This window comes from Bradyrhizobium sp. JYMT SZCCT0428 (assembly GCF_018131075.1).
GTDB lineage: Bacteria > Pseudomonadota > Alphaproteobacteria > Rhizobiales > Xanthobacteraceae > Bradyrhizobium.
In genome coordinates, this window is sequence record NZ_JAFCLS010000019.1 from 1 (window position 1) to 22256 (window position 22256).

Annotated in this window: 23 protein-coding genes; 13 read left to right on the forward strand and 10 right to left on the reverse strand. The window is 63.3% G+C overall.

What is annotated here, in order from left to right; genetic code table 11:
* The first annotated feature begins 479 nt into the window (after positions 1-479).
* The 4 genes from JQ575_RS20365 to JQ575_RS20380 all read left to right on the forward strand — a co-directional run bounded on the left by JQ575_RS20365 (position 480) and on the right by JQ575_RS20380 (position 4020).
* Positions 480-1478, forward strand: a complete 999-nt coding sequence (locus JQ575_RS20365; RefSeq protein ID WP_212034990.1) for a tripartite tricarboxylate transporter substrate binding protein — start codon at positions 480-482, stop codon at positions 1476-1478.
* Between the two features lie 132 nt (positions 1479-1610).
* On the forward strand, positions 1611-2645 hold the full coding sequence (locus JQ575_RS20370; RefSeq protein WP_249166777.1) for a putative zinc-binding metallopeptidase: 1035 nt from the start codon (positions 1611-1613) through the stop codon (positions 2643-2645).
* A complete protein-coding gene (locus JQ575_RS20375; protein WP_212034991.1) occupies positions 2642-3676 on the forward strand; it encodes an ATP-grasp domain-containing protein in 1035 nt (344 codons plus the stop codon). Before JQ575_RS20370 ends, JQ575_RS20375 begins: the two co-directional genes overlap by 4 nt.
* 113 nt (positions 3677-3789) lie before the next feature.
* Entirely contained in the window at positions 3790-4020 is a 231-nt protein-coding gene (locus JQ575_RS20380; RefSeq protein ID WP_212034992.1) for a hypothetical protein, read from the forward strand.
* Between the two features lie 615 nt (positions 4021-4635).
* On the opposite strand, the gene JQ575_RS20385 is transcribed toward JQ575_RS20380, so the two are convergent.
* The 3 genes from JQ575_RS20385 to JQ575_RS46120 all read right to left on the reverse strand — a co-directional run bounded on the left by JQ575_RS20385 (position 4636) and on the right by JQ575_RS46120 (position 6697).
* The gene (locus JQ575_RS20385; RefSeq protein WP_212034993.1) at positions 4636-5391 is read right to left on the reverse strand and encodes a carbonic anhydrase; all 756 of its coding nucleotides are present in this window, start codon (positions 5389-5391) and stop codon (positions 4636-4638) included.
* A 138-nt stretch (positions 5392-5529) separates the two neighbouring features.
* The gene (locus JQ575_RS20390; RefSeq protein WP_212034994.1) at positions 5530-5835 is read right to left on the reverse strand and encodes a hypothetical protein; all 306 of its coding nucleotides are present in this window, start codon (positions 5833-5835) and stop codon (positions 5530-5532) included.
* A gap of 178 nt (positions 5836-6013) precedes the next feature.
* Complete coding sequence (locus tag JQ575_RS46120) at positions 6014-6697, reverse strand: hypothetical protein (RefSeq protein ID WP_312015977.1); 684 nt, start codon at positions 6695-6697, stop codon at positions 6014-6016.
* Positions 6698-6939: 242 nt separating this feature from the next.
* On the opposite strand from JQ575_RS46120, the gene JQ575_RS20400 reads away from it, so the two are divergent.
* On the forward strand, positions 6940-7995 hold the full coding sequence (locus JQ575_RS20400) for a diguanylate cyclase domain-containing protein (protein WP_249166779.1): 1056 nt from the start codon (positions 6940-6942) through the stop codon (positions 7993-7995).
* Positions 7996-8121: 126 nt separating this feature from the next.
* Here the strand turns inward: JQ575_RS20400 and flgH are convergent, their stop codons facing one another.
* The 4 genes from flgH to flgF are packed head-to-tail and all read right to left on the reverse strand — an operon-like array spanning position 8122 to position 11536.
* Positions 8122-8874 carry a flagellar basal body L-ring protein FlgH gene (gene flgH / locus JQ575_RS20405; RefSeq protein WP_212034995.1) on the reverse strand — a complete coding sequence of 251 codons (753 nt, stop codon included), beginning with the start codon at positions 8872-8874 and terminating at the stop codon, positions 8122-8124.
* 5 nt (positions 8875-8879) lie between these two features.
* Complete coding sequence (gene flgA, locus JQ575_RS20410; protein ID WP_212034996.1) at positions 8880-9956, reverse strand: flagellar basal body P-ring formation chaperone FlgA; 1077 nt, start codon at positions 9954-9956, stop codon at positions 8880-8882.
* Positions 9957-9965: 9 nt separating this feature from the next.
* The gene (gene flgG, locus JQ575_RS20415) at positions 9966-10754 is read right to left on the reverse strand and encodes a flagellar basal-body rod protein FlgG (protein ID WP_192740248.1); all 789 of its coding nucleotides are present in this window, start codon (positions 10752-10754) and stop codon (positions 9966-9968) included.
* 17 nt (positions 10755-10771) lie between these two features.
* Positions 10772-11536, reverse strand: coding sequence for a flagellar basal-body rod protein FlgF (flgF, locus tag JQ575_RS20420; RefSeq protein WP_212034997.1), 765 nt, complete (start codon positions 11534-11536; stop codon positions 10772-10774).
* A 380-nt stretch (positions 11537-11916) separates the two neighbouring features.
* Between flgF and fliL the strand changes: the two genes are divergently transcribed.
* The 7 genes from fliL to JQ575_RS20455 all read left to right on the forward strand — a co-directional run bounded on the left by fliL (position 11917) and on the right by JQ575_RS20455 (position 19587).
* The gene (gene fliL / locus JQ575_RS20425; RefSeq protein ID WP_212034998.1) at positions 11917-12414 is read left to right on the forward strand and encodes a flagellar basal body-associated protein FliL; all 498 of its coding nucleotides are present in this window, start codon (positions 11917-11919) and stop codon (positions 12412-12414) included.
* 19 nt (positions 12415-12433) lie between these two features.
* Complete coding sequence (fliM, locus tag JQ575_RS20430) at positions 12434-13633, forward strand: flagellar motor switch protein FliM (RefSeq protein ID WP_212034999.1); 1200 nt, start codon at positions 12434-12436, stop codon at positions 13631-13633.
* On the forward strand, positions 13630-14073 hold the full coding sequence (locus JQ575_RS20435) for a DUF6468 domain-containing protein (RefSeq protein ID WP_212035000.1): 444 nt from the start codon (positions 13630-13632) through the stop codon (positions 14071-14073). The genes fliM and JQ575_RS20435 overlap by 4 nt, the downstream gene beginning before the upstream one ends.
* Positions 14070-14876 carry a MotE family protein gene (locus JQ575_RS20440; RefSeq protein WP_212035001.1) on the forward strand — a complete coding sequence of 269 codons (807 nt, stop codon included), beginning with the start codon at positions 14070-14072 and terminating at the stop codon, positions 14874-14876. Before JQ575_RS20435 ends, JQ575_RS20440 begins: the two co-directional genes overlap by 4 nt.
* Positions 14877-14977: 101 nt before the next feature.
* Positions 14978-18871 carry a tetratricopeptide repeat protein gene (locus tag JQ575_RS20445; RefSeq protein WP_212035002.1) on the forward strand — a complete coding sequence of 1298 codons (3894 nt, stop codon included), beginning with the start codon at positions 14978-14980 and terminating at the stop codon, positions 18869-18871.
* 91 nt (positions 18872-18962) lie between these two features.
* Complete coding sequence (locus JQ575_RS20450) at positions 18963-19238, forward strand: DUF1488 family protein (RefSeq protein ID WP_192740255.1); 276 nt, start codon at positions 18963-18965, stop codon at positions 19236-19238.
* A gap of 112 nt (positions 19239-19350) precedes the next feature.
* The gene (locus JQ575_RS20455; protein ID WP_212035003.1) at positions 19351-19587 is read left to right on the forward strand and encodes a hypothetical protein; all 237 of its coding nucleotides are present in this window, start codon (positions 19351-19353) and stop codon (positions 19585-19587) included.
* A gap of 28 nt (positions 19588-19615) precedes the next feature.
* Here the strand turns inward: JQ575_RS20455 and JQ575_RS20460 are convergent, their stop codons facing one another.
* Positions 19616-20062 (reverse strand): GNAT family N-acetyltransferase, encoded by a 447-nt coding sequence (locus tag JQ575_RS20460; RefSeq protein ID WP_212035004.1) that lies wholly within the window; start codon positions 20060-20062, stop codon positions 19616-19618.
* Between the two features lie 85 nt (positions 20063-20147).
* Here JQ575_RS20460 and JQ575_RS20465 point away from each other — a divergent pair, with 85 nt between their 5' ends.
* Positions 20148-20369, forward strand: coding sequence for a hypothetical protein (locus JQ575_RS20465; RefSeq protein ID WP_212035005.1), 222 nt, complete (start codon positions 20148-20150; stop codon positions 20367-20369).
* Here JQ575_RS20465 and fliP read toward each other — a convergent pair.
* The gene (gene fliP, locus JQ575_RS20470; RefSeq protein ID WP_212035006.1) at positions 20357-21109 is read right to left on the reverse strand and encodes a flagellar type III secretion system pore protein FliP; all 753 of its coding nucleotides are present in this window, start codon (positions 21107-21109) and stop codon (positions 20357-20359) included. The two genes, JQ575_RS20465 and fliP, sit on opposite strands and share 13 nt — an antisense overlap.
* Positions 21106-22026 carry a flagellar biosynthetic protein FliO gene (locus tag JQ575_RS20475; RefSeq protein WP_212035007.1) on the reverse strand — a complete coding sequence of 307 codons (921 nt, stop codon included), beginning with the start codon at positions 22024-22026 and terminating at the stop codon, positions 21106-21108. The genes fliP and JQ575_RS20475 overlap by 4 nt, the downstream gene beginning before the upstream one ends.
* Between the last annotated feature and the right edge of the window lie 230 nt (positions 22027-22256).

A 22256-nucleotide genomic window follows, 5' to 3' on the forward strand; every position in this document is an offset into this window, starting at 1 on the left:
TCCCTGCGCAATGGCTTTACGGCTTATGCCGTGATCTCCCCGGAGACGAGTTCTTGGTTGACTCCGTCGCTGCCGTTCCCGCTTGCGCTTCTCCGACAGCTTGACGCCTGCAACGGGCGCCAGGACCACACGGTTTTGCCGTACGCTTATCCACGCCATCGTCGAGGCGTAGACCAGCGTCCACCGCAACCCGTCCAACGTCCGTGACGACGGCCGCCGCCCTCTGAGTGGGACGGGATGGCCAAACAAATATCCCCGATTTAACTTCCGATAAACAGAAATATTTTTTACTTCGGGGCTTGACATGATTTCCGTAAATCGGAAGTGATTTGCCCGTCGGGCCAATAAGCCGCATGTTCTTGACTTGAGAGGGCGCAACTCGGCTCTTTCACGCCGCAGGACGACGCACTACGCTGTCGCCGGCGCAGCAAGCCTTGCCCGACCAATCAAGCAGGCACCTGCGCAACGGAGGGAAAATGATGCCGCAGCTCACGTCCGTCAACCGCCGCAAATTGCTGGCCATGCTCGGCGGCTCGCTCGTCGCGCCGTATCTCGTAAGGCGCGAGGCGTTCGCGCAAGAGACCTGGCCGGCGCGGCAGGTGAAATACGTCAATGGTTTCCCGGCCGGCGGCGCCACCGATACGCTGTCGCGGATCATCTGCCAGAAGATGAGCGACCTGTCCGGACAGACCTTCGTCGTCGAGAACAAGGCCGGCGCGGGCGGCGTGCTGGGGGCCGATGCGGTGGCGAAATCGCCGCCGGACGGATACACGCTCGGCCTTGGCGGCATCGCCAGCAACGTGCTGGCGATCGGCAGCTACGCAAAACTTCCCTACGATCCGCGCGGCGATTTCACTTTCATCGGCGGCATGTGGCAATTGCCCAATATCCTGGTGGCGAGGAAGGATCTGTTCTCCTCGGATATCAGGGAATTGCTGGCCGCGTTCAGGAAGGAGCCGAAGAAATACACCTATGCCTCGGCGGGCTTCGGCACCACGCTGCATCTGTCGGGCGAGATGATGAACAGCATGGGCGGTGTGGAGGTCAGCCACATTCCCTATCGTGGCGCCGGGCCGGCGTTGACCGACCTGCTCGGTGGCCGCGTCGACCTGCTGTTCGACAATCTGCCCGGCTCGTTGCCGAGCGTGCGCGCGGGCCAGGTCAGGCCGGTTGCCGTCACCTCGCTGAAACGCATTCCCGAACTTCCTGATGTGCCCACGATGGCCGAGGTGCTGCCGGGATATGCGATGACGTCGTGGACCGCGCTGATCGGGCCAGCGAACATGAAGACCGATCTTGTCGCGCAGGTAAGTACGCTCACCGTCAAGGCGCTCGCCGATCGCGCCTTGCAGGAGCGCTACGCCGAGCTTGGCGCCACGCCTTGGCCGGCCTCATCAGCCGAGATCAGCAAATTCCGCGACGACGAGGAAAAGCGGCTGCTGCCGATCATGCAGGCGGCGGGGATCAAGCCGGGGTGAGAGGGGCTGGTCGTCGGGGCGGCCACGTTGCCGCGCGGCTTGTCCGCGACCGGCACGCCGCGAAGACTTAGGCGGTTGTTGCCGGCAGCATCCTATGACACCATCCAGGTACTGCGTTTTCATGATTTCTGGATGCCTATGCCGTCTCGGAAGTATACTTGGGAGAATCTGTCGGACGAGCAGTTGCTCAAGCAGCGTCTCAGCAGCCTGAGGGTCAAGGTCAAGGGCACCTGGCTCGAGGATTGCGTCAGCGTTCTGAACGAAGAACTCCAGGCGCGGGGCATCCGGCTGCGGCCGCACACATGGATATCGAGCGAATGGTTCAGTCCGGCAGATGTACCCGGCATTGCCATCCCCTTCTATCTCGCCCATCCCCGCCTGATGAAACTCGAGAAAAAAATGATGCTCGAGGTAGAGGGAAGTACCTGGTCGGAGTGCATGGCCATCCTCCGTCACGAGGCAGGCCATGCCATGCAGCACGCTTACCAGTTGCAACGCCGCCGACGCTGGCAACAGCTGTTCGGCCCGTCCTCGAAACACTATCCGCTCTACTACCGGCCCAATCCCGCCAGCCGGCGGTACGTCCAGCATCTTCGGCGCTGGTACGCGCAGAGCCATCCTGACGAGGATTTCGCCGAAACCTTTGCGGTGTGGCTGCGACCGCGGTCGAAATGGCGGGCGCGCTATGCCGGTTGGCCGGCGCTGAAGAAGCTCGAATATGTCGACGAGCTGATGGGCGAGATTGCAGGCGAGCGGCCGCCGATTACATCACGGGAGCGTGTCGATCCGCTGTCCGGGCTCAGCCAAACGCTTGGCGAGCATTACCAGAAGAAGCAGGCGTTCTACGCTTTCGATCCGCCGAAGACGTATGACCGCGACCTGTCCCGTCTGTTCTCCACCGAACAACGACATCGACGGGCGCAGCCGGCGGCGTCCTTCATCAGACGGCACCGCGCGCAAGTCAGGCAGCTGGTCGCGCGATGGACGGGCGAGAACCAGCTTACGCTCGATGCCGTTCTCGATGACATGATCTCCCGCTGCCGCGAACTCGATCTCCGGGCGCCGGGCTCGGAGCGGAAGCTTGTGATCAACTTCACCATTCTGTTGACCGCCAAGACCATGCACGCGCTGTTCGGCCCGTCACGCCGCAAATGGATCGCGCTATGAGACGCCTGCGCGTTCTAGTCCTGATGCATCCGGACTTCTTGCCGCCGGACTCGACCGACGGATACTCCGCGCAGGAAATCAACCGATGGAAAACCGAGTTCGACGTCGTGAGCACCTTGCGCGCGGCAGGCCACGATGTGCGCCCGCTCGGCGTGCAGGAGGAAATCAAGCCGGTCCGGGACGCGATCGAAAGCTTCAAGCCGCATGTGGTGTACACATTGCTGGAGGAGTTCCACTATACGTCAGGGTATGACCAGCACATCGCGAGCTTTCTCGAACTGATGAAAGTCCCGTATACCGGCTGTAACCCGCGCGGCCTGGTCCTGGCGCGCGGCAAGGACCTGTCCAAAACACTGGTGCACCATCGCCGGATCGCGGTGCCGGCCTTCGCCGTGTTTCCGATGCGCCGCAAAGTCAAACGGCCAACGCGTCTTGCGCTGCCGCTGATCGTGAAGAGCCTGAACGAGGATGGTTCGTTCGGCATCTCGCAAGCATCCATCGTCGAAACGGACGAGAAACTCGCAGAGAGAGTAGCTTTCGTCCACGAACGGATGGGAACTGCCGCCATCGCCGAGCAGTACATCGAGGGACGTGAACTCTATGTCGCCGTGCTCGGCAACAATCGGCTGCGAGTTCTGCCGGTTTGGGAATTGAAATTCGGCAGCATGGGTGGCCAGGGGGCACGGCAAATTGCCACCGAAAAGGTTAAACACGATCCCAGTTACCAGGAACGCGTCGGAATTGTAGACGGGCCGGCCAAGAACCTTGCGCCGGAAGTATCCGCCCGCATTCAGCGAACAGCGAAACGCGTCTACCGTACACTGAAGCTCGATGGATACGCGCGTATCGACTTTCGGCTCGCTGCCGACGGCACTCCGTATTTCATCGAAGCGAATCCCAATCCCGAAATAGCGAAGAGTCAGGAGTTCGCTACAGCCGCCCGGCATGACGGGCTAGAATACCCCGACCTGCTAAATCGCATTCTGGCCCTCGGAATCAGCCGGGCAAAGGCAGGCGCATCCGTAGGCTGAAAGGCAACGCAAAGCGGTAGTGCACTGCGGTGGTACGCGCTCGAAAGTTGAAGTTTCTACGCTCTTCAACCAAAGACGGGAGATATAAAGTCCCTGTGCAGGCAAGTTGGTCTTTGGGCGCCATCGAACAGCACGGTGATGCCAGTGGTACGAGGGCTCACCTCAATGACAATGCCAGCCCGGTCAGCCAGCTCTGGGCACCGAGCGACTCCAAGTTTACTCATCTTGAAACGGGTGCCGACAAAAAATCCGTCGGCTTTCTGGTCAATCATTATGCCTATTCGATAAGTCGAAAAAAATCGTCTTCAATAAAGCAAAACGTCAAAGCGCAGGGATCAGACTAGATCGGATCAATCTTGTGAACAATCTCCGGAGTAATACCGACTCCGCAAACGCAAGTAAGCTGCGTATCGCAGCGCAGCATTGATCGTTACTCGTGAGCACGCGGCCAGCCGCGGGAAGGCTAGTAAAGCCGGCCACCGACGACGCTACTTTCGTCTACCAAGGACACGCGATGCAGAAAGGCAACGCCCCGGCGGAATGTCATTTGACCAAGAAAATCTCCTTAGTATTTCCCGGACCAAGCGTGTATCTCCGAGACCCAGCGGGGACGGAGCGGGCCATGGAATTATTTCGGGCTGAGATGGTGGCCGTTGTGGAGAGTGAGACGGACAAGGATTGCAAGTCTTGTGGTGAGAGGTTGAAGCTGGTTCGAACAATGGTGAGCCCGAGCACCGGCTGCATCGTCCACATGTTCGAATGCAAGTGCGGACAGCGCACTTGGGCCGATTAGACGACTAAGAGCACGGCCTGTATCGATTGGACTACAATGTTGTCGTGCGGCAGGCCTGAAGACGACGATGGTGTGTTGCGCTTTCGCCTTCCACCTTCGCTCTGAGCTACGGCGGACAGGTTGCTAACCCGCCCTGTGAAGCTGCATCATCTGTTGGCCCTGACATTCAGCCGACCAATTCGACCTTGCCGCTGTCCAGCCGATAAACACCACCGACAACCCTGATCTTGCCCTCGGCTGCGGCGGCGCTGAGGATTGGCGTCGCCGATTTGAGCCGGGCGACAACGTCGATGACATTCTGGCGGATGGCGTTCGCGAGCTTGTCGCCGGGTTTGTCCGCGCTGGCCTTGATGGCAGGCGCAAGCGCGTTGACCAGCGACGGCAGGTGGCCGGGCAAAGTGGTGTTGTCCTTGAGCGACTTGATCGTGGCATCGACGGCGCCGCAGCTGTCGTGGCCGAGTACCAGGATCAGCGGCGAGTTGAGCACGGCTACGCCATATTCCAGGCTCGCGACGGTATCGTCATTGGCGAAATTGCCGGCAACGCGGCAGACAAACAGATCGCCCCGGCTGCTGTCGAAGGCATATTCCGGCGCGATGCGGGAATCCGCGCAGCTCAAAATGCTGGCGAAGGGATTTTGGCCGCCGACAAGAGCTTCCCGCTCGCTCTTGAAGTCATGCCGGCGCGAGACGCCTTCGACATAACGCGTATTGCCTTTCATCAACCGATCGAGGGCCGCGGCCGGCGACATCTGGTTCTGCGGCTTCGGCGGCGCTTTTGCATCCTTGGCTTTTGCATCCTTGGCAAAGGCCGCCGGCGCAAAGGTCAGAGTTGCGGCGATCCCGCCTGTGAATTGAAGAAAGCGGCGACGTGACGTTTCACGAACTTCAATGGCGCGGCTGGCATCGCAGATACGGCACATGGCGGTTCTCCTTGGGGAGACGATAGCGATGCCGACGTTTATGTCACTGCGAGTGACGCGATGCAATCGGGCTCGCCGATTGCAACCCCAGCGGGTTCGCGCAAAGTGCGCTCAAATGGCAGTTCGCAAGATACGTTCCTACGCCCGCGACGATGCCTGCCGCGATACGCTGTAGGCGTCCCAGCTGCCCCAGCTCACCTGCGCGAGGCTGCGCAGATCAGTCGCCAGCGGCCGCTTGGTTTGCCTTTCGTGCGCGGCGATGCATCGCTGGGATTCAGCGATCTTGCGCTTGAGCTGGGCCAGGGCTTTTTGTTGCGCATGGCCGGCCGCGCCGGTCATCTCGCCAACACGGAAGCGGGCGATTTCCAGTTCCTTGACGGCCTCGCGGTTCTTCTTGAGCTGAACCCGGTGCCAGGCGATGTTGCTATTGCTTTCAGCGATCATGTTTGCAGCCGTGATCAATACGAGTGGGCAGGAGAGAGAGCGCCTGCGCGCGCCGGCCAGGTGACCCGACCTGGTCAATCCCTTGGATCCTCTCCTGGACTTTCGAGGATGAGACGGCTTGGTTAACGAAGGGTTAACGAGATGGTAACGATCCGCCGGATCAACGCCACCGCAAGCCTTACCGCTGCTCCGCCGTCGCGGGCTGATCGTCATCCGCCAGGCACCGGATCACGAAAGCGGTCCAGTCGCGCGGCAACACCTTGGCGAGATGCGCCTTGCGCCGGCATTCGAGTTGCTCGGCTTTCTTGGCATTCGCCTTCTCCTCGGTGAGGGAGGATTGCCTGATCCGGCGCAGCGTCACCGGCTCGCCGTCGGACTCGAATTGCAGTTCGTATTTCCTGCCATCCCGGGCGGTCGCCGCACAGGAGATGCTGGAGACCTGCCTCGTCGCGATGATCCCCACCTGACGGCAGGTGCCGGTCGATGATTCAACCAATGGCACCGGCAGGCCGTCGACCTTTGGCCGCTCTTTGGAGTTCAGCAGCATCCGGTCGACCTGCAGTTCGTAGATGTTGTCCTGCTCGCGGCGGCTGGTTTCACCTGAAAATGAAACGATGTGGCTGTCATCCCTGGGATCGTCGAGCACGATCGTGAAATGCGCGCGGCCCTGCTGGCCGTGGAAATAGGCGACCGCCTTGCAGCCGAAATCGCGGCCGGCGATTTTCAGCTTCGTGCACTTGCCCGAGATGTGCGCGTACATGTCGATGTCGGGCTCTTCACGTTCCACCGTGCCCGCGGTCAACGATGCCGTTGCCGCACAGAGAACGCCAACAAGGAACAGCCAGCACAAGCGCATCGTCATGTCCGGTTCAGGAGAGTTGGCCGGTCAGGCACAGAGGGAATATCAGTTCGAATCGCATTCTGGTGGAACTCTTTGTCGTTTCGATGGAACTTTTTGCCGCAAAAACACGGCAATCTGCCGCACTGCACCGGGAAATCATGGCCCTTTTAACCCGGCACTAACTGGGATTCCTAACCGGGCTTCCATTCATCGCTGGCCTAATACCCATAGCCTCCAGCGTTGTCGATCCGAGGGTAGAGGACTTGAAGACCGGAGCCAAAACAAGTGCTGACGTCGCACAGGGCTATGCCGTGCGGCTGATGCAGCATTTGGTGGTGCCGACCTTCGTGCTCAATCCAAGACGGCGCGTCGTGATCTGGAACCGGGCCTGTGAGCGCCTGACCGGCGTCGTCGCGGCTGATGTCATCGGCACATCAGACCATTGGCGCGCGTTCTATCAGCAGCAGCGTTATTGCCTGGCCGATCTGGTCGCGCTCGGACGGCCCGACAAATTGAGCCAGCTCTATCCCGAGCACACCATTCCCGACGACGGCGTCGGCTTCTCCGCCGAAAACTGGTGCGTGATGCCGAAGCTCGGCAATCAATTGTATCTCGCCATCGACGCCGGCCCGATCCACGACGAGGACGGCAAGTTGATCGCTGTGGTCGAGACGCTGCGCGACATGACCGATCAGAAGCGCGCGGAGCTGGCGTTGCAGACGCTGGCGGCGAGCGACGGCCTGACCGGCCTTGCCAACCGCCGCTCGTTCGACCAGACGCTGGCAATGGAATGGGCGCGCGCGCAGCGAACCAAAAAACCGCTGTCGCTGCTGTTGTGCGACGTCGACCATTTCAAGCTCTACAATGATCTGCACGGCCATCAGAAAGGCGACGAGTGTCTGCGCGCGGTGGCGGGCGCGATCGGCAAGAACGCGTTTCGCCCGGCCGATCTGTCGGCGCGCTATGGCGGCGAAGAGTTCGCCATCATCATGCCCGAAACCGATTCCGCCGGTGCACGAAAACTCGCCGAGCGGCTGCGCGACGCGCTGGCGCGGGTTCGGCTGCCGCACGGCGCGCCGGGCGTGCCGCCGTTCGTGACGCTGAGCATCGGCATCGCCACGCTGGTGCCGAGCGAGGATACGCGCGCGGATTGGCTGCTGGGCCAGGCCGATCAGGCGCTCTACGCCGCAAAATATTCCGGCCGCAACCGCGTTGTGTCCGCCGATAGAGTGCTCGCCGCATTCGCCGGCGCGCAGGACCTGCGCGAGATCGAGACGCCGCAGCCGGTCCGCAAGCGCAGTGTGCGCAAGTCGGCCTGACGTTCGGGCTTCCCGTCATTTCCTCAAAACGACCGCGGCCCTCGTCAGGGGAGCTGACAAGGGCCGCGTTAGAACACATCGTCGCGCCTAGGTTCGCAACGAGGTGTGGGAGCTCGGGATTACAAATTAGAACGGCAGCAGCACGTCCATTACCTGCTGGCCATAGCGGGGTTGCTGCACGTCGGTGATCTGGCCGCGGCCGCCATAGGCGATGCGGGCCTGCGCGATCTTCGAGGAATCGATGGTGTTGTCGCTCTGGATGTCTTCCGGGCGCACGATGCCGGCGACGATCAGTTCGCGGATTTCGAAGTTGACGCGGATCTCCTGCTTGCCTTCGACCACGAGATTGCCGTTCGGCAGCACCTGCGTCACCACGGCGGCGACGTTGGTCTGCAACGCTTCCTGGCGGTTGACCGAACCCTTGCCGTCGGTCGAGGCGGTCGAGTCCGCGGTCAGGATCTTGCCCGGCAGGATCTTGTTGGCCTGCGTGATCGTCTGCGATCCGAGGAAGTCGGTAACGCCGGAGTCTTCCTTGCTGGAGCGGCTGCGCTGGGTCTGGTTGGCGATGTTGGCCTTGTCGGTGATGTTGACGGTCACCGTCATGATGTCGCCGACGCGCGCGGCGCGCTGGTCGCGGAAGAAGGCGCGTGAGCCGTTCCGCCACAGCGAGTTGGCGTTGTAGGAGGCCTGCTCGGGTTTCGGCATCGGCATCTGCACCGGCTTGTAGCCGGGCTGCGTCGTCGGATTCTCGATCTCGGTCAGCTTCGGCTTTTCGCCGATCTGGGAGAGACGGTCGATCGAGGAACAACCGCTTGCGAACGCTGCCACGGCCAGCACGGCGCCGGTGAGAATGAAGCGGTTGATACGGGAGACTGACATTTACATTACTCGGCTTTTGGAGCGACTGATGAACTGAGTTTGGCGACGGCGACGGGGGCGGCTGGTCCGGTGCTGCCGAGCGAGGAGGTGGTATCGGCGGCGGCAGGCGCAGGGCGGGAAGCGGCGACCGTGATCGAGACCTGGCCGCGGCCGGTCACGGTGCCGGACACCGTGCGCTTGGATTGCAAATTCATGACGTTGACGACGTCGCCTTCGGTGCCGTTCTCGAGCGCCTTGCCGCGCACGGTCAGATAAAGCCCCGGGGTCTCGTAGATCAGCGTGACGTTCTGGTCGCGCTGCACGAGGTCCGGCTTGGCGAGATCGGCAACCCGGACGGCCTGGCCGGCGCGCAGCTGGCGGCGCGCCTGCATGCCGACCGCGCGGTCGCGCGTGGCGGCGTCGCTGCCGACTTCGGCCTTGGGGCGGCGCTCGACCACGACGTCGGAGGATTTCAGCACTTCGTTGCGCTCGATTGCGCGCGCCAGCACCGCGGCCTCGACGGTCTCGATCGCGGTGCCGGTGAAGCGCAGTTTTGTCGGCGCCGTTCCGCTGTCGTTGGATATTTCGAAGGTGATGTCGAAGCGGCCGTTGCGCGGATCGAAGCGCACGATGGCGGCCTGCATGCCGCCGGTATTGGAAGCATCCAGCCTGACATCGCCGGGATCGCGGTCGAAGGTCAGATTGAGATTGGCGGCCTCGCCGAGGCCGTTCTTGCGCTCCAGCGCGCGCGCGATCTGCTGCTCGATGTCCTTGCCCTCGAGCGTGCGGGCCAGCCGCGTCACCGAAATTTCCTTCAGGTCCCGTGTGTCGACGCCGATCACGTGATGCGACCGCAGCGCATTGAGCACCTGCGCAACGGGGAGCGAACCGGTGGTGCCTAAATCCGGCGCGCGGTAGATCGCGATCTGCGCAGCACTGCCGGCGTTGTCGATGACGTCGCCGATCCGCACCAAATCGCCCGTGACAACAACGCTGGCGCGCAGCGCGGGGGCCGCGATGATGTCGCCACGGGTTTGCGCGACCGTGGTCGCCGCGGAGGCGGCGAGCAGTGCGGTGGCAAGGAGGAGCGCGCGGGCGATCATGACAATTCCTCAGCGGAACATGTTGGAGGTGGACTGCAGCATCTGGTCGGCGGCGCTGATCACCTTGGCGTTCATTTCGTAGGCGCGCTGCGCCGCAATCAGGTCGGAGATTTCGGTGACGACCTCGACATTGGCCTGTTCGAGGTTGGACTGCTGCATGTCGCCGAAACCGTCGGTGTTGGCGATGCCGTCCTGCGGCGGCCCCGAGGCCGGCGTGTCCGTGAACAGATTGTCGCCGATCGGGTTGAGGCCGGCCTTGTTGATGAAGCGGGTCAGGCCGATCTGGCCGACGGTCGACGGCGTGGTCGATCCCGGCAGCAAGACCGACACCTGGCCCTGGGCGTTGATGGTGAGGCCGGAAGCGCTCTGCGGGATCGTGATGGTCGGCTGCACCGGGTTGCCCTGCGAGGTCACGACGCGGCCCTGCGCGTCCATCTGGAACGAGCCGTCGCGGGTATAGGTGTAGGTGCCGTCAGGCATCTGGATCTTGAAGAAGCCTTCGCCGCGGACCGCGATGTCGAGCTCGTTGCCGGTCGGCAGCAGCGTGCCCTGGCTCATCAGGCGCGGCGTGCCGACGGTCTTGACGCCACCGCCGATGTCGACGCCGACCGGCAGGATGGTGCCCTGATCGGAGGCCTGCGCGCCGACCCGGCGCACGTGATCGTAGATCAGGTCCTGGAACGCGGCGCGCTGCTTCTTGTAGCCGGTGGTGCGCATGTTCGCGATGTTGTTGGAGATCACCTGAACGTTGAGTTCCTGTGCCGCCATGCCGGTCGAGGCTGTGTAGAGTGCGCGCATCGATCAAAACTTTCAGGTTATGCCGGAACTTCGGCGAGTTTCTCGATTGCGGATTTGTGCAGATCGCTCTGCTGCTGCAGCAGGGCCGAAATCTGCGTGTAGGCGCGCGTGATCTCGATCATGCGGCTCATCTCGGTCACCGAATTGACGTTCGATTTCTCGACGTAACCCTGGTTGACCCGCGAGGTGGTGTCTGGCTGGGGAGCGACGCCCTGGCCGGCGGAGTACAAATTGCCGCCCTCCTTGACGAGCTTCTGCGCGTCCGCGAATGAAACGATGCGCAGCTTGCCGCGAACGGAATCGATGCGGTTGGAGCCTTCGAGGACGGTAACATTGCCGTCGGGGGCGATAGTGATCTGCTTGTCGGTCTGCTGGAACACGATCGGGCCGGAGCCTCCCATCACGGGAAAGCCGCTCTGGGTGACGAGTTGGCCCTGAGTATTGATCTGCAGATTGCCGTCGCGGGTGTAGCGCTCGCCGGCAGGGGTCTGCACGACCAGGAAACCCTTGCCGTCGATCGCGACGTCGAGCGGGTTCTTGGTCATCTCGCTGGCACCGGCCGCGAAATCCTTGAAGGTGCCGCGGTCCTGCACGAACGCGACCTGGCGGTCGGGGCGCTGGAAATTGTCTTCATGCGCCGGCGAGCGCAGAAATTGCTCGAACAACGACCGGTCGGCCTTGAAGCCGTTGGTGTTGACGTTGGCGACGTTGTTGGCGACGACATCCATCTGCCGTTCCAGCACCATCTGCCGCGATAGTCCGACGAGAAGCGTATTCTCCATCGGTGGTTCTCCCCTTCATCGACCCGCGTGCTGCTCTCCCAAGCTGCCCGCCGATCTCTCGAACCGCCCAGGCTCTCCCAAGCCCGTGATCCGCCGACTACTCAGCGAAAGCCGTGCCAGTTTGGAAAGTGACGGTTTTTAAAGGGGTTAGGTGTTTTGCCGGGGCGATTACGGACGGCAGAAAGGTCTTGTTGACCATGTTTGCCCGGCAACTTTTTCCTAGTTGAGGGCCAGTGGAAAGGTTCCGTTAACCATTATTACCCTACCGTTGCATTCAAGAGAGCGCGTGTGCGCTGGCGGCTTTTGTATCGCGTCTGGGGGCCTCGTTGCGGCCCGGCTGGTGGCAACCGTGTTCGTTCCCAATTGGATCGGGCGGGGCAATGGCGGACAACGAGGCAGAGAGCGGCGGCGCAGCCGAAGGCGCGGAAGCCGTCCCGGCAAAAAAGGGCAAGCTCAAGCTGATCATTGCCGCTGTCGGGTTCGTCGCCATCCTTGGCGCCGGCGCGGGCTGGTTCTTCCTGATGCGTGGCCACGGCGAGGAGAAGCACGCCGAGGCGCCGCCGCCGAAGCCGCCGTCCTTTGTCGAAGTGCCGGACATGATGGTCAATCTGGTCGGCGCCCCCGGCGAGCGCGTGCAATATCTCAAGGTCAAGGTCGTGCTCGAGGTCAAGGAAGAGAAGCAGCTCGAGGCGATCAAGCCGACGCTGCCGCGCGTCACCGATCTGTTCCAGACCTATCTGCGCGAACTGCGCCCCAGCGACATCAACGGCTCGGCCGGATTGTTTCGACTCAAGGAGGAGCTGACCAAGCGCGTCAATATCGCGCTGGCGCCGCAACAGGTGAGCGCGGTGCTGTTCAAGGAAATCCTGGTCCAGTGACTCAGCAGGTCTCATAATCATGGCCAACGGTAAAGACCTCGACCAGGACGCAATTGCCGCCCAATGGGAGGCCTCGCTCGATTCCGAGGATCCGGCGGCGGCGGCGCAAGAAGCTGCGGCCAATGAACTCTCGGAGAGTATGGCCCTGCAATGGGCCGCGATGGTCGAGGACGGCAGCCGCGATTTCGGCAACAAGGCCGGCGGCGAGCGGGTCCTGTCGCAGGAAGAGATCGACAATCTGCTCGGCTTCACCGTCGGCGACGTCAATCTCGACGACAATTCCGGCATCCGCGCCATCATCGATTCCGCGATGGTGTCCTACGAGCGTCTGCCGATGCTCGAAATCGTGTTCGACCGCCTGGTGCGGCTGATGACCACGAGCCTGCGCAACTTCACCTCCGACAACGTCGAAGTCTCGCTCGACCGCATCACCTCGGTGCGGTTCGGCGATTACATGAATTCGATTCCGCTCCCCGCAGTGCTCAGCGTGTTCAAGGCCGAGGAGTGGGAAAATTTCGGCCTCGCGACCGTCGATTCAAGCCTGATCTATTCGATCATCGACGTGCTGCTCGGCGGCCGCCGCGGCCAGACTTCATTGCGCATCGAAGGCCGCCCCTACACCACGATCGAAACCAATCTGGTCAAGCGGCTGGTCGAGGTCGTGCTGGCCGACGCCGAGCAGGCGTTCCGGCCGCTGTCGCCGGTGACCTTCTCGATCGACCGGCTGGAAACCAATCCGCGCTTCGCCGCGATCTCGCGGCCTGCCAACGCCGCGATCCTGGTGCGGCTGCGCATCGACATGGAAGACCGCGGCGGCAATATCGAACTGCTGCTGCCCTATGCGACCATCGAGCCGATCCGGCCGGTGCTGTTGCAGATGTTCATGGGCGAAAAGTTCGGCCGCGACCCGATCTGGGAAGGCCATTTCGCAACGGAAGTGGCGCAAGCCGAGATCTCCGTCGACGCCGTGCTGTATGAAGCCAACGTGCCGCTCAAGCAGCTGATGAAGCTGAAGGTCGGCGACACGCTACCGCTGGAAATGAAAAAGGACGCGCTGGTGTCGGTCCGCTGCGGCAACGTCGTGCTGACCGAAGGCCGCATGGGCCGGGTCGGCGACCGCGTCGCCATCCGCGTCACCAAGCAGCTGCGCAAACCGAATACCACCTTCGCGATGTTCGAGAAGGCCGACGAGCAAACCAAGTTGATGGAGGCACAATGAGTCATTCCCTCGGAATTATCATCGAGAGTCTGGTGGCGGTGCTGCTGCTGGTGACGATCGGCTACTGCGTCCTGCTCAACGCGCGCCTGAAGCGGCTGAAGGCGGACGAGCATTCGCTCAAGGCCACGATCGGCGAACTGATCACCGCCACTGAAATCGCCGAGCGCGCGATCGGCGGCCTCAAGCATACCGTTCGCGACGTCAACGAGCACCTCGGCAGCCAGCTGAACGCGGCCTCCCAGATGTCGACGCAGCTGAAGGGTATGCTGGCCGAGGGCGACGGCATCATCCGCCGCCTCTCGAAGATCGCCATTGCAGCGCGGCCGCTGACGTCGGAGCCGGAACAAGCCGCCGCTCCCAAGGTATCGAGCGCAAGAGCAGTCGCTGCTGCCGCGGAAGCATTCTCGGAACGCCGAAGGGCTAGTGGCCTCGCTGCATGAAATCGTTTCGCGACATACGTGTCATTCCGGTGGTGCTGGTCGCCGTCTTCGGCCTTGCGGTGCTGAAGGTGGCCGGGCTCGTCATCGACGGAGGTTACGTATTCGAGTATCAGCCGGAGCCGGCCAAGAAGTCGTGGGCGCAGGATACTTTCAATTTCCCGGGCGGCGGCTCCAAGGTCACCTCCAAAATTGCCTCCAAGCCTGAACCCGACGACATCACGGGCTCGGTGCCCAAGCCCAAGGAGGAGGCGCCGAAGCCGGCGGCCCCCGCCGCCGCCGACCCGCCGCCGCAGCAAAGTGGCACGGTGATCTTTCCTGAACCCAACCAGCAGTCGGTATCGCCATCGGAGCGCGCCATTCTCGAGCGGCTGCAGGCGCGGCGGCAGGAACTGGAGCAGCGCGCGCGAGAAATCGAGATCCGCGAGAGTCTGCTCAAATCGGCCGAGAAGCGCATCGAGGGGCGCGTCGAGGAGGCGAAGGCCACCGAGGCCCGGATCACGACCGCGACCGGGCAAAAGGCCGAGGATGACGCCGCGCGCTTCAAGGGCATCATCACGATGTACGAGGGCATGAAGCCAAAGGACGCCGCCAAGGTATTCGACCGGCTCGAGATGTCCGTGCTGTACGAAATCGCCTCCAAGATCGCGCCGCGCAAGATGTCCGACATTCTCGGCCTGATGCAGCCGGAGGCGGCCGAGCGGCTGACCGTGGAACTGGCGCGTCGCGCCGGACCCGACAAATCCGCGTCGACGGCCGAATTGCCGAAAATTGAAGGCAAGATGCTGTCGCAAAAGCCCAATTGACGGGGATATTTAACAATACCTTAAGCCGGCCAATTCAAGATTCAGCCGCGAAGGCGAGGGCGCCTCGTTGCTGCAATCGTTGAGGCCAAGAGACATCCTGGATGGGGCAAAGGGCTGCCGCTGGAATTGGGTCGCAAGGCCGCGCATTGGCGCGGATGGCCCGGCGCTGCCTTGATGTAACCCTTAACCGATCTCTTGATCTCCGCTCGCCACTTGCCATCCTGCTGTTGCTGGCCGGCCTGACGGTGGCCCCGCCCTGCCGGGCGCAGGACCTCGTCAAGGGCGAAGCGACGTTCACCGCGTCCGGCGGCTACGCGCGGCTGGTGCTGAAGCTTGCCGAGGACGTCGAGTCCGACGTCATCACCGCCGGCTCGATCATCGTGATCCGCTTCAAGCGTCCGGTGGACATTCCCGTCGACAAGCTGAGCGACGCCGTGCCCGACTATGTCGGCTCGGCGCGGCGCGATCCTGATGGCTCGGCGATCCGGCTGTCGCTGGCGCGGCGGGCAACGATCAACACCATGACGGCCGGCGAGCGCATCTTCGTCGACTTCCTGCCCGACAGCTGGACCGGGCCGCCGCCCACGCTGCCGGCCGACGTCATTCGCGAACTGGCCGCGCGGGCCCGCGCCGCCGAACGCGCGCTGCGCGCCCAACTGGCGGTTGCCGCGGCCAAGAAGAAGCCGCCGGTGCGCGTCCGCGCCTCGGTGCAGCCGACCTTTGTCCGCTTCGTCTTTGAAATGCCCAACGGGGTCAACGTTTCTTCGGTGCTGAACGAGCAGAAGCTGACGCTGCAGTTCAACGGCGTGCTGGCGTTCGATCTGGCCGACGCCAAGGTGGCGGCGCCGCCGAATATCGCCTCGATCACGCAGCGGACAGATGGCGATTCTTCCGCGGTCGATATCGTGTTGATCGGCGAAGTCGACGTGCATTCCTTCCGCGAAGAGAAGAACTACGTCATCGACGTTGCCTTCCAGCAGGTCGACAAGCCGGCGGCGGAACAGGCGCAAGCCCCGGCGGCCGCGCAAGCCCCTGCTGTCGCGCATGCGCCGACGGCTAGGTCGGGAGTCGCAGCGCAGATCGCCGCTGCGCAGGCGATCGCCCACAGCAAGCCGCTTAGCGACGCGATCCCGCCGCAGCATCCTCCGCAGCTTCCGCCGGTGACATCGGAGGCCATCGCCGAGCAGGCGAAAATCGAGATCAAGCCCGGCGAGCCGCGACAGGTGCCGCCGGCAATTGAAAATGCGCCGCCAGCCCCCGAGACAGCGCCGCGCGCTTCCGAGAAGATGGTTACGGTCATCGAGCAGCCCGCGCCTGTCGCGGAGAAACCGGCGCCGCAGGCTGCCGTGCCCGCACCGCCGGTGGAAAAGTTGCCTTCCGTGACTCAGAAGCCGGAGCTTGCGGCTGAGAAGATGACGCCGGTGGAGACGCCGAAAGCAGTAGCGCCTTCGGAAGCAAAGCCGGCCGCCGCGATCGAGACGCCAAAACCCGCGGCGCCGAAGAAGGCTGCTGCTGCCGTCGAGGCTCCGAAGAAGGTCGAACCAGCGGCGGCTTCCGTCGAGGCGAGGCGCGACAGCGACGGCCTGCGCGTGATGTTTTCCTTTGCCGCGCCGACGCCGGCGGCCATGTTCCGCCGCGCCGACACGGTGTGGCTGGTGTTCGACCAGACCGGGCCGATCGATGTCGAGCAGATCCGCACCAAGGGCGGCGCGATCATCGGCGATGTCAGCCGGCTGCTGCTGGAAAAAGGCCAGGCCATCCGCATTCGTCTCAACCGGCCGCAGATGCCGTCGCTTGAAAGCGATGGCCGCGCCAATGGCATGGTCTGGACACTGACATTTGCCGATCGTGTGCAGGCGCCACCATTGCCGCTGCAGGTGTTGCGCAACATCACCGATCCGGCGCTGGCCAACGTCACCGTGCCGCTGGCGAATCCGGGCCTCATGCATCGGCTGGTCGATCCCGACGCCGGCGACACGCTGCTGGTGGTCACCGCGCCGCCGCCGACCCGCGGCTTCATCAAGCGGCAGGACTTCGTCGAGCTGTCGCTGCTGGAATCCGTCCAGGGCGTCGTCGTTCATCCCAATTCAGACGACATCACCGCCGAGGTCGGATCCGACAAGGTGATGCTCGGCCGGCCGGGCGGGCTGACGCTGTCGTCGGCCGACGTCTCTGCCGAACGCGCCACCGCGGCGGTGCGCTCGTTGTTTGACGCCAAGGAATGGCGCAAGAACCGCGAAGAGAATTTTCTGGGCCGGCTGGATGCGCTGATCAAGGCGGCGGCTGCAGCCGGCGATGACGGGCTGGCGCAAGCCCGGCTCGACCTTGCCAATTTCTACATGGCGCGGGGGATGTTTCAGGAGGCGAGGGGAGTGACCAATCTCATCCTCTCCGAATCCAAGGCTGGAAGCGAGGACGCTGCCGTCGTCATGGTCAATGCGGTCGCCAGCATCCTGATCGGCCATCCCGAGCGGGGGCTGAAGGGCCTGGCCAGTCCGGTGATCGGCAATGGCTATGATTCCCAATTGTGGAAGGCGCTCGCCTTTGCACGCCAGGGCAAGTGGGCTGACGCCCGCGAGAAGTTCAAGAACGCCGAATTCTCGATCGCGGCCTTGCCGCTGGAAATGCAGCGCATCGTGACCGCGGATGCGATGCGGGCGTCGCTCGAAGTGAAGGACTATGCCGGAGCCTCGCGCCGCCGCAGCGAACTCGAGGTGGTCGGCGTGCCGAAGGAAATGAAGCCGGAGATCGCGGTGTTGCGCGGACGGCTGGCCGAGGCGCTCGGCCACGACAAGGACGCGCTCGATGCCTACCGGTTCGCCGCCAATTCGTCCGATCGGCCTGCTGCTGCCGAAGCCAAGCTGCTGGAGGTCTTGCTCCGCCAGCGGCGCGGCCAAATCGGGCAAGCCGAGGTGCTGCGCGAACTGGAAACGCTGTCGGCGATCTGGCGTGGCGACGCGATCGAGTTGAAGACCCTTGCGGTATTGTCGCAGCTATATGCCGATGCGGGCCGCTACGAGGAATCGCTCGCGGCGGCCAAGACCGCGACCCGGCTGCAGCCGAATTCCGAACTGGCGCGGCAAGGCCAGGACGCAGCGTCCGCGCTGTTTGCGCAGCTCTTTCTCAGCCCCAAGGGCGAGGACATGAAGCCGATCGATGCGCTCGGCATGTTCTACGAATATCGCGAGCTGACGCCGATCGGCCGCCGCGGCGACGAGATGATCCGCCGTCTGGCGGACCGCCTGGTGGCGGTCGACCTGCTCGATCAGGCCGCCGAGCTGCTGCAGTATCAGATCGATAAACGGCTTGAGGGTGCCGCGCGCGCGCAGGTGGCGGCGCGCCTTGCCATGGTCTATCTGACCAACCGCAAGCCGGATCGCGCGGTCGCTGCGCTGCGCACCACGCGCATCGCCGATCTCTCGGGTGAGTTGCGCCAGCAGCGGCTGTTGCTGGAGGCACGCGCGCAAAGCGACGTCGGACGCCATGATCTCGCGCTCGACATCATCTCCAATATCACCGGACGTGAGGCGATCCGCCTGCGTTCCGATATCTACTGGGCGTCACGGCAGTGGCGCGAGGCCTCCGAGCAGATCGAACTGTACTATGCCGATCGCTGGCGCGACTTCAAACCGCTGAACGCGGTGGAGAAGGGCGACGTGATCCGCGCCGTCGTCGGGTATGCACTCGCCGAGGACGCCATCGGACTGTCGCGCTTCCGCGAGAAATATGCGCCGCTGATGTCTGATAATACCGACCGGATGGCGTTTGATCTCGCCAGCAAGCCCGCCGCTGCCTCAAGCACCGAATTTGCCGCGATCGCCAAGATGGCGGCAGGCGTCGACACGCTCGATGGCTTTATCCGGGAAATGAAGGTCCGCTTCCCCGACGCCACCGCGCGCGCGCCGATTTCGCCCGAAATGGCCAGGGGCGAGCCGGTCCATACTGGGTCCTTGCCCGCGATATCAGGACACAAAACCGCCGGAGCGGCAAAATAGTAGTTCCGGCAACCCCGGCGGGTTTGCGCGCCAGCGTTTCGTCGGTTAAGCGAAATCCACACATCAAGCCGTATGGGAAGTTTGTCGTTCGATGCCGCTGACCCGGGGCCGAATTGTAGGACACGACAACGAACGATTGGCGTTCAAGTTCACCATGCAGAATGGGGACGAGCCGATCGAATGCCAGATCAGTGACGCCGCCATGGACGAGCTTGCGGGCGTCAAGGGAACCGAGAGCCTGGCAAGACAGGCGCAGTTTTTGGCGTTGCGAGATGCCGTCGAGCGCATCGCCTCCGACATGTTCGACGCGGCGCCGGCCGTGAAGGGCTATGTCGTCAGAATTTTCACCAAGCACATCCCGAAATAGCGCCCCGGCGCGGCAAGGTATCGCGCCTCGCGCTCGTCCCCTCGACAGAGCGCTTCCGAACCGGCAACCTGCGCGCACAAAATCAAAGACGCCACCGGGGGGAACTATCGCCATGAGCAAGCCAGCCAAGACCGAAGCCGAACTCATTGCGATGGCAGTAGCCGAGTTGAAGGTCCATGCCGATTGCCCCGATGGAATGGTGATCTCGGTGCTTCGCGACGGCGACTCCTGGGAGTTTCGCGTCAGTGCCGAACAGGCGACGATCGACAGGCCGGGCTATCCCGAATGCGTCGCGATGGTGGTGCAGATCGGCGACCATCTCTGCAAGCAGTATGATTTCAAGGAGTGAGTAGGCCGCGAGGCGTTGCGCGCCTTTCCTATTTCGCAGGATTGCGCACAGCGTAGGCGGTACGAAGTCCCGGCACGAAGCCGCAAGCCTCGTAGAACCGGTGCACGCGCGGATCGGCCCGGCCGCTTTGCATCAAGACCTGATAGCAATCCTGCTTCCACGCCTCGGCCAGCGCTGCCGCGATCACCGCGCGGCCGTGGCCGCGTCCCTGGAAGTCGGGATGGGTGGCGACGTTCTCGAGAACGCCGAACTGACGACCGCCCCGCAGCAGGTTGGGCGTGGTGATGAGCGTGCAGGTTGAAACGATTCTACTGCTGTCGTCCGATACAAAGATCATTACTCCTTCGCGAGCGAGGATCTGCGCCCAAATTATTCTAGCTCGTTCTGGTTCCGCACTCCGGCTGACGTCGGACTCGGCAAACAGCGCCAGCAAGGCGCCGAGATCGCCGGCATTTACCAGTCGCGCACTTGTCATCCGTGAGCTCCTTGATTGAAACCGTTTCCATCCCAAATCGTAGCTTCCCAAGAAGCCAAATAGCGCGAGAGACGGACTAATTTTTATGCATCCCAGGAATACACACCGAGCGCTGGTTCCGGTCGCGATCGCTGTCGTGGTCGCGGTCATCGGCACCGCGCTTTTCGCGGTGGAATTGCGGACCAAAGACGTGGTCGCGGACAACGGCATCAGCATGATCACGACGGCTGTCGTCGAGAAGGCCGGCGCGACCGCTTATCCGACCGCCCGTAACAGCGGCGCGGATCAGATCAGCTACGTCCCGTAACTCTGCACCAGGCTTCCCGCCACCAGCGACCAGCCGTCGACCAGCACGAAGAAGATCAGCTTGAACGGAAGTGACACCACGACCGGCGGCAGCATCATCATGCCCATCGACATCAGAACCGACGCCACCACGAGGTCGATGATCAGGAAGGGCAGGAACAACAGGAAGCCGATCTCGAAGGCGCGCTTCAGCTCGGAGATCATGAAGGCCGGCACCAGAATCCGCAGCGACATCTCTTCCGGCGTCGCCGGCGGCGGCTCGCGCGACATATCCAGGAACAGCTTGAGGTCCTTCTCGCGGACGTTCTTCAGCATGAAGCCGCGCAGCGGCACGGACGCCCTTTGCAGCGCGTCCTCGACGCCGATCTGGTTGGCGACCAAAGGCTTGATGCCGTCGTCGTAGGATTTCTGCAGCACCGGCCCCATCACGAACGCGGTCAGGAACATTGCGAGCGCAATGATCACGGAGTTCGGCGGCGCGGTCGCGGTGCCGAGTGCGGTGCGCAGCAACGACAGCACCACCACGATCCGGGTGAACGACGTCATCATGATCAGGATCGACGGCGCGATCGAGAGGATCGTCAGCAGCGCAATCAGCTGGATCGCGCGTTCGGTGACGCCGCCACCGCCCTGGCCGAGATTGATGCTGATGTCCTGCGCCAGCACCGGATCGGCGAGCGATCCGGCGGCTATCAGTGTGACAAAAAATAAAACTCTACGCGGGGCTTTCGCCGATCTCACGAAGGAGACTTCGGGCGGCCCAGCAATGAGGCCATCTCGTCTTCGAGATTCTCAAACCCGCTCTTCTGTGGCGCGGGCGCGGGGGGCGGGGCTGGTGTCTCGCTGCGCGAGGGGCGGGCAGGCGGCGGCTCCGGCGCGACCGGCGGGGAAATCGGGGCATCGGCGGGCCGGCGCAAGGCAGCTTCGAGCCGCTGCGCCATCTCGGCGAGATTCTGGTCGGCGGACTGCGGCGGAGGCGCAGGCGGCGGAGGTGGCGGCGGCGGTGCTGCGGCACGCTCGGGCGCACGGACCGGCGGCGGTGGCTTCGGCAGCTCGCTCTGGCGCTGCGGCCGCGGCATCATGGGTTCGGTGCGGGCCGGGCGCTGCGGGACCGGATCGGGACGCGGTTCCGGCCGGCCGCCCATCGGCTCCGGCGAAAAGCCTGCCAGCGGATCGGTGCGGCGCTCGGCCATCGGCGGCGGCGCCGGGCGGCGGAGTTCGTCGGCGAAAGCGGGACGCGCCGGGCGCGGCGGCGGCTCGGGCATCTGCGGTTCGGCGTGATCGAACGAGTCGCGCGCGCTCTCGTCGTTCCAGCCGGCATCCGGCAGCGGGGCGATACGCGGCGGCTGCTCGCCGGTGACCGCAGGCCGCGGCGCCATCTGGTCACGGCCCGGCATGGCACGGACGATATTGGGTTCCACCACGATGTCGCTGGGGCCGCCGATCATCAGGAGATGTTCGACATTGTCGCGCCGGACCAGCACCAGGCGGCGGCGGCCGTCCACGGCGGCGGCGTCGATCACGGCCAGCCGCGGCATCCGCCCGCGATTGGTGTTGGTACCGAGGCGGTTGGTGGCGAAGCGGCGCACCAGCCATGCGGCGACGCCGATCAGCGCCAGCACGGCGATGAATGCGAAGATGAAATATGCTGTCTGCATTCTCTAGTCCCCGGCCTCAGGCCGTTCTCACATGCTTGCTTCGAGGTGCGCGGATCTGATCTTCCAACTTGAACATGATTCTTCCGGATTCATGTTCCGAAACGATATTCATGTTCCGAAGCGATCCGTCGACCGGCGAATCACGCCCGAGATCAGCCCTAATTCCTTAATTCCCCACGGCAAACGCTGCCGCCCATTAATTAATAGACCAAGAATCGCTTGATCCAAAA

Excerpts from the sequence above, each read along its gene's own strand:
- JQ575_RS20365 (WP_212034990.1), top strand. The coding sequence starts at position 480 with ATGCCGCAGCTCACGTCCGTCAACCGCCGCAAATTGCTGGCCATGCTC.
- JQ575_RS20370 (WP_249166777.1), top strand. The coding sequence starts at position 1,611 with ATGCCTATGCCGTCTCGGAAGTATACTTGGGAGAATCTGTCGGACGAG.
- JQ575_RS20375 (WP_212034991.1), top strand. The coding sequence starts at position 2,642 with ATGAGACGCCTGCGCGTTCTAGTCCTGATGCATCCGGACTTCTTGCCG.
- JQ575_RS20385 (WP_212034993.1), bottom strand. The coding sequence starts at position 5,391 with ATGTGCCGTATCTGCGATGCCAGCCGCGCCATTGAAGTTCGTGAAACG.
- JQ575_RS20390 (WP_212034994.1), bottom strand. The coding sequence starts at position 5,835 with ATGATCGCTGAAAGCAATAGCAACATCGCCTGGCACCGGGTTCAGCTC.
- JQ575_RS46120 (WP_312015977.1), bottom strand. The coding sequence starts at position 6,697 with ATGACGATGCGCTTGTGCTGGCTGTTCCTTGTTGGCGTTCTCTGTGCG.
- flgH (WP_212034995.1), bottom strand. The coding sequence starts at position 8,874 with ATGTCAGTCTCCCGTATCAACCGCTTCATTCTCACCGGCGCCGTGCTG.
- flgA (WP_212034996.1), bottom strand. The coding sequence starts at position 9,956 with ATGATCGCCCGCGCGCTCCTCCTTGCCACCGCACTGCTCGCCGCCTCC.
- flgG (WP_192740248.1), bottom strand. The coding sequence starts at position 10,754 with ATGCGCGCACTCTACACAGCCTCGACCGGCATGGCGGCACAGGAACTC.
- flgF (WP_212034997.1), bottom strand. The coding sequence starts at position 11,536 with ATGGAGAATACGCTTCTCGTCGGACTATCGCGGCAGATGGTGCTGGAA.
- fliL (WP_212034998.1), top strand. The coding sequence starts at position 11,917 with ATGGCGGACAACGAGGCAGAGAGCGGCGGCGCAGCCGAAGGCGCGGAA.
- fliM (WP_212034999.1), top strand. The coding sequence starts at position 12,434 with ATGGCCAACGGTAAAGACCTCGACCAGGACGCAATTGCCGCCCAATGG.
- JQ575_RS20435 (WP_212035000.1), top strand. The coding sequence starts at position 13,630 with ATGAGTCATTCCCTCGGAATTATCATCGAGAGTCTGGTGGCGGTGCTG.
- JQ575_RS20440 (WP_212035001.1), top strand. The coding sequence starts at position 14,070 with ATGAAATCGTTTCGCGACATACGTGTCATTCCGGTGGTGCTGGTCGCC.
- JQ575_RS20445 (WP_212035002.1), top strand. The coding sequence starts at position 14,978 with ATGGGGCAAAGGGCTGCCGCTGGAATTGGGTCGCAAGGCCGCGCATTG.
- JQ575_RS20450 (WP_192740255.1), top strand. The coding sequence starts at position 18,963 with ATGCCGCTGACCCGGGGCCGAATTGTAGGACACGACAACGAACGATTG.
- JQ575_RS20455 (WP_212035003.1), top strand. The coding sequence starts at position 19,351 with ATGAGCAAGCCAGCCAAGACCGAAGCCGAACTCATTGCGATGGCAGTA.
- JQ575_RS20460 (WP_212035004.1), bottom strand. The coding sequence starts at position 20,062 with ATGACAAGTGCGCGACTGGTAAATGCCGGCGATCTCGGCGCCTTGCTG.
- JQ575_RS20465 (WP_212035005.1), top strand. The coding sequence starts at position 20,148 with ATGCATCCCAGGAATACACACCGAGCGCTGGTTCCGGTCGCGATCGCT.
- JQ575_RS20475 (WP_212035007.1), bottom strand. The coding sequence starts at position 22,026 with ATGCAGACAGCATATTTCATCTTCGCATTCATCGCCGTGCTGGCGCTG.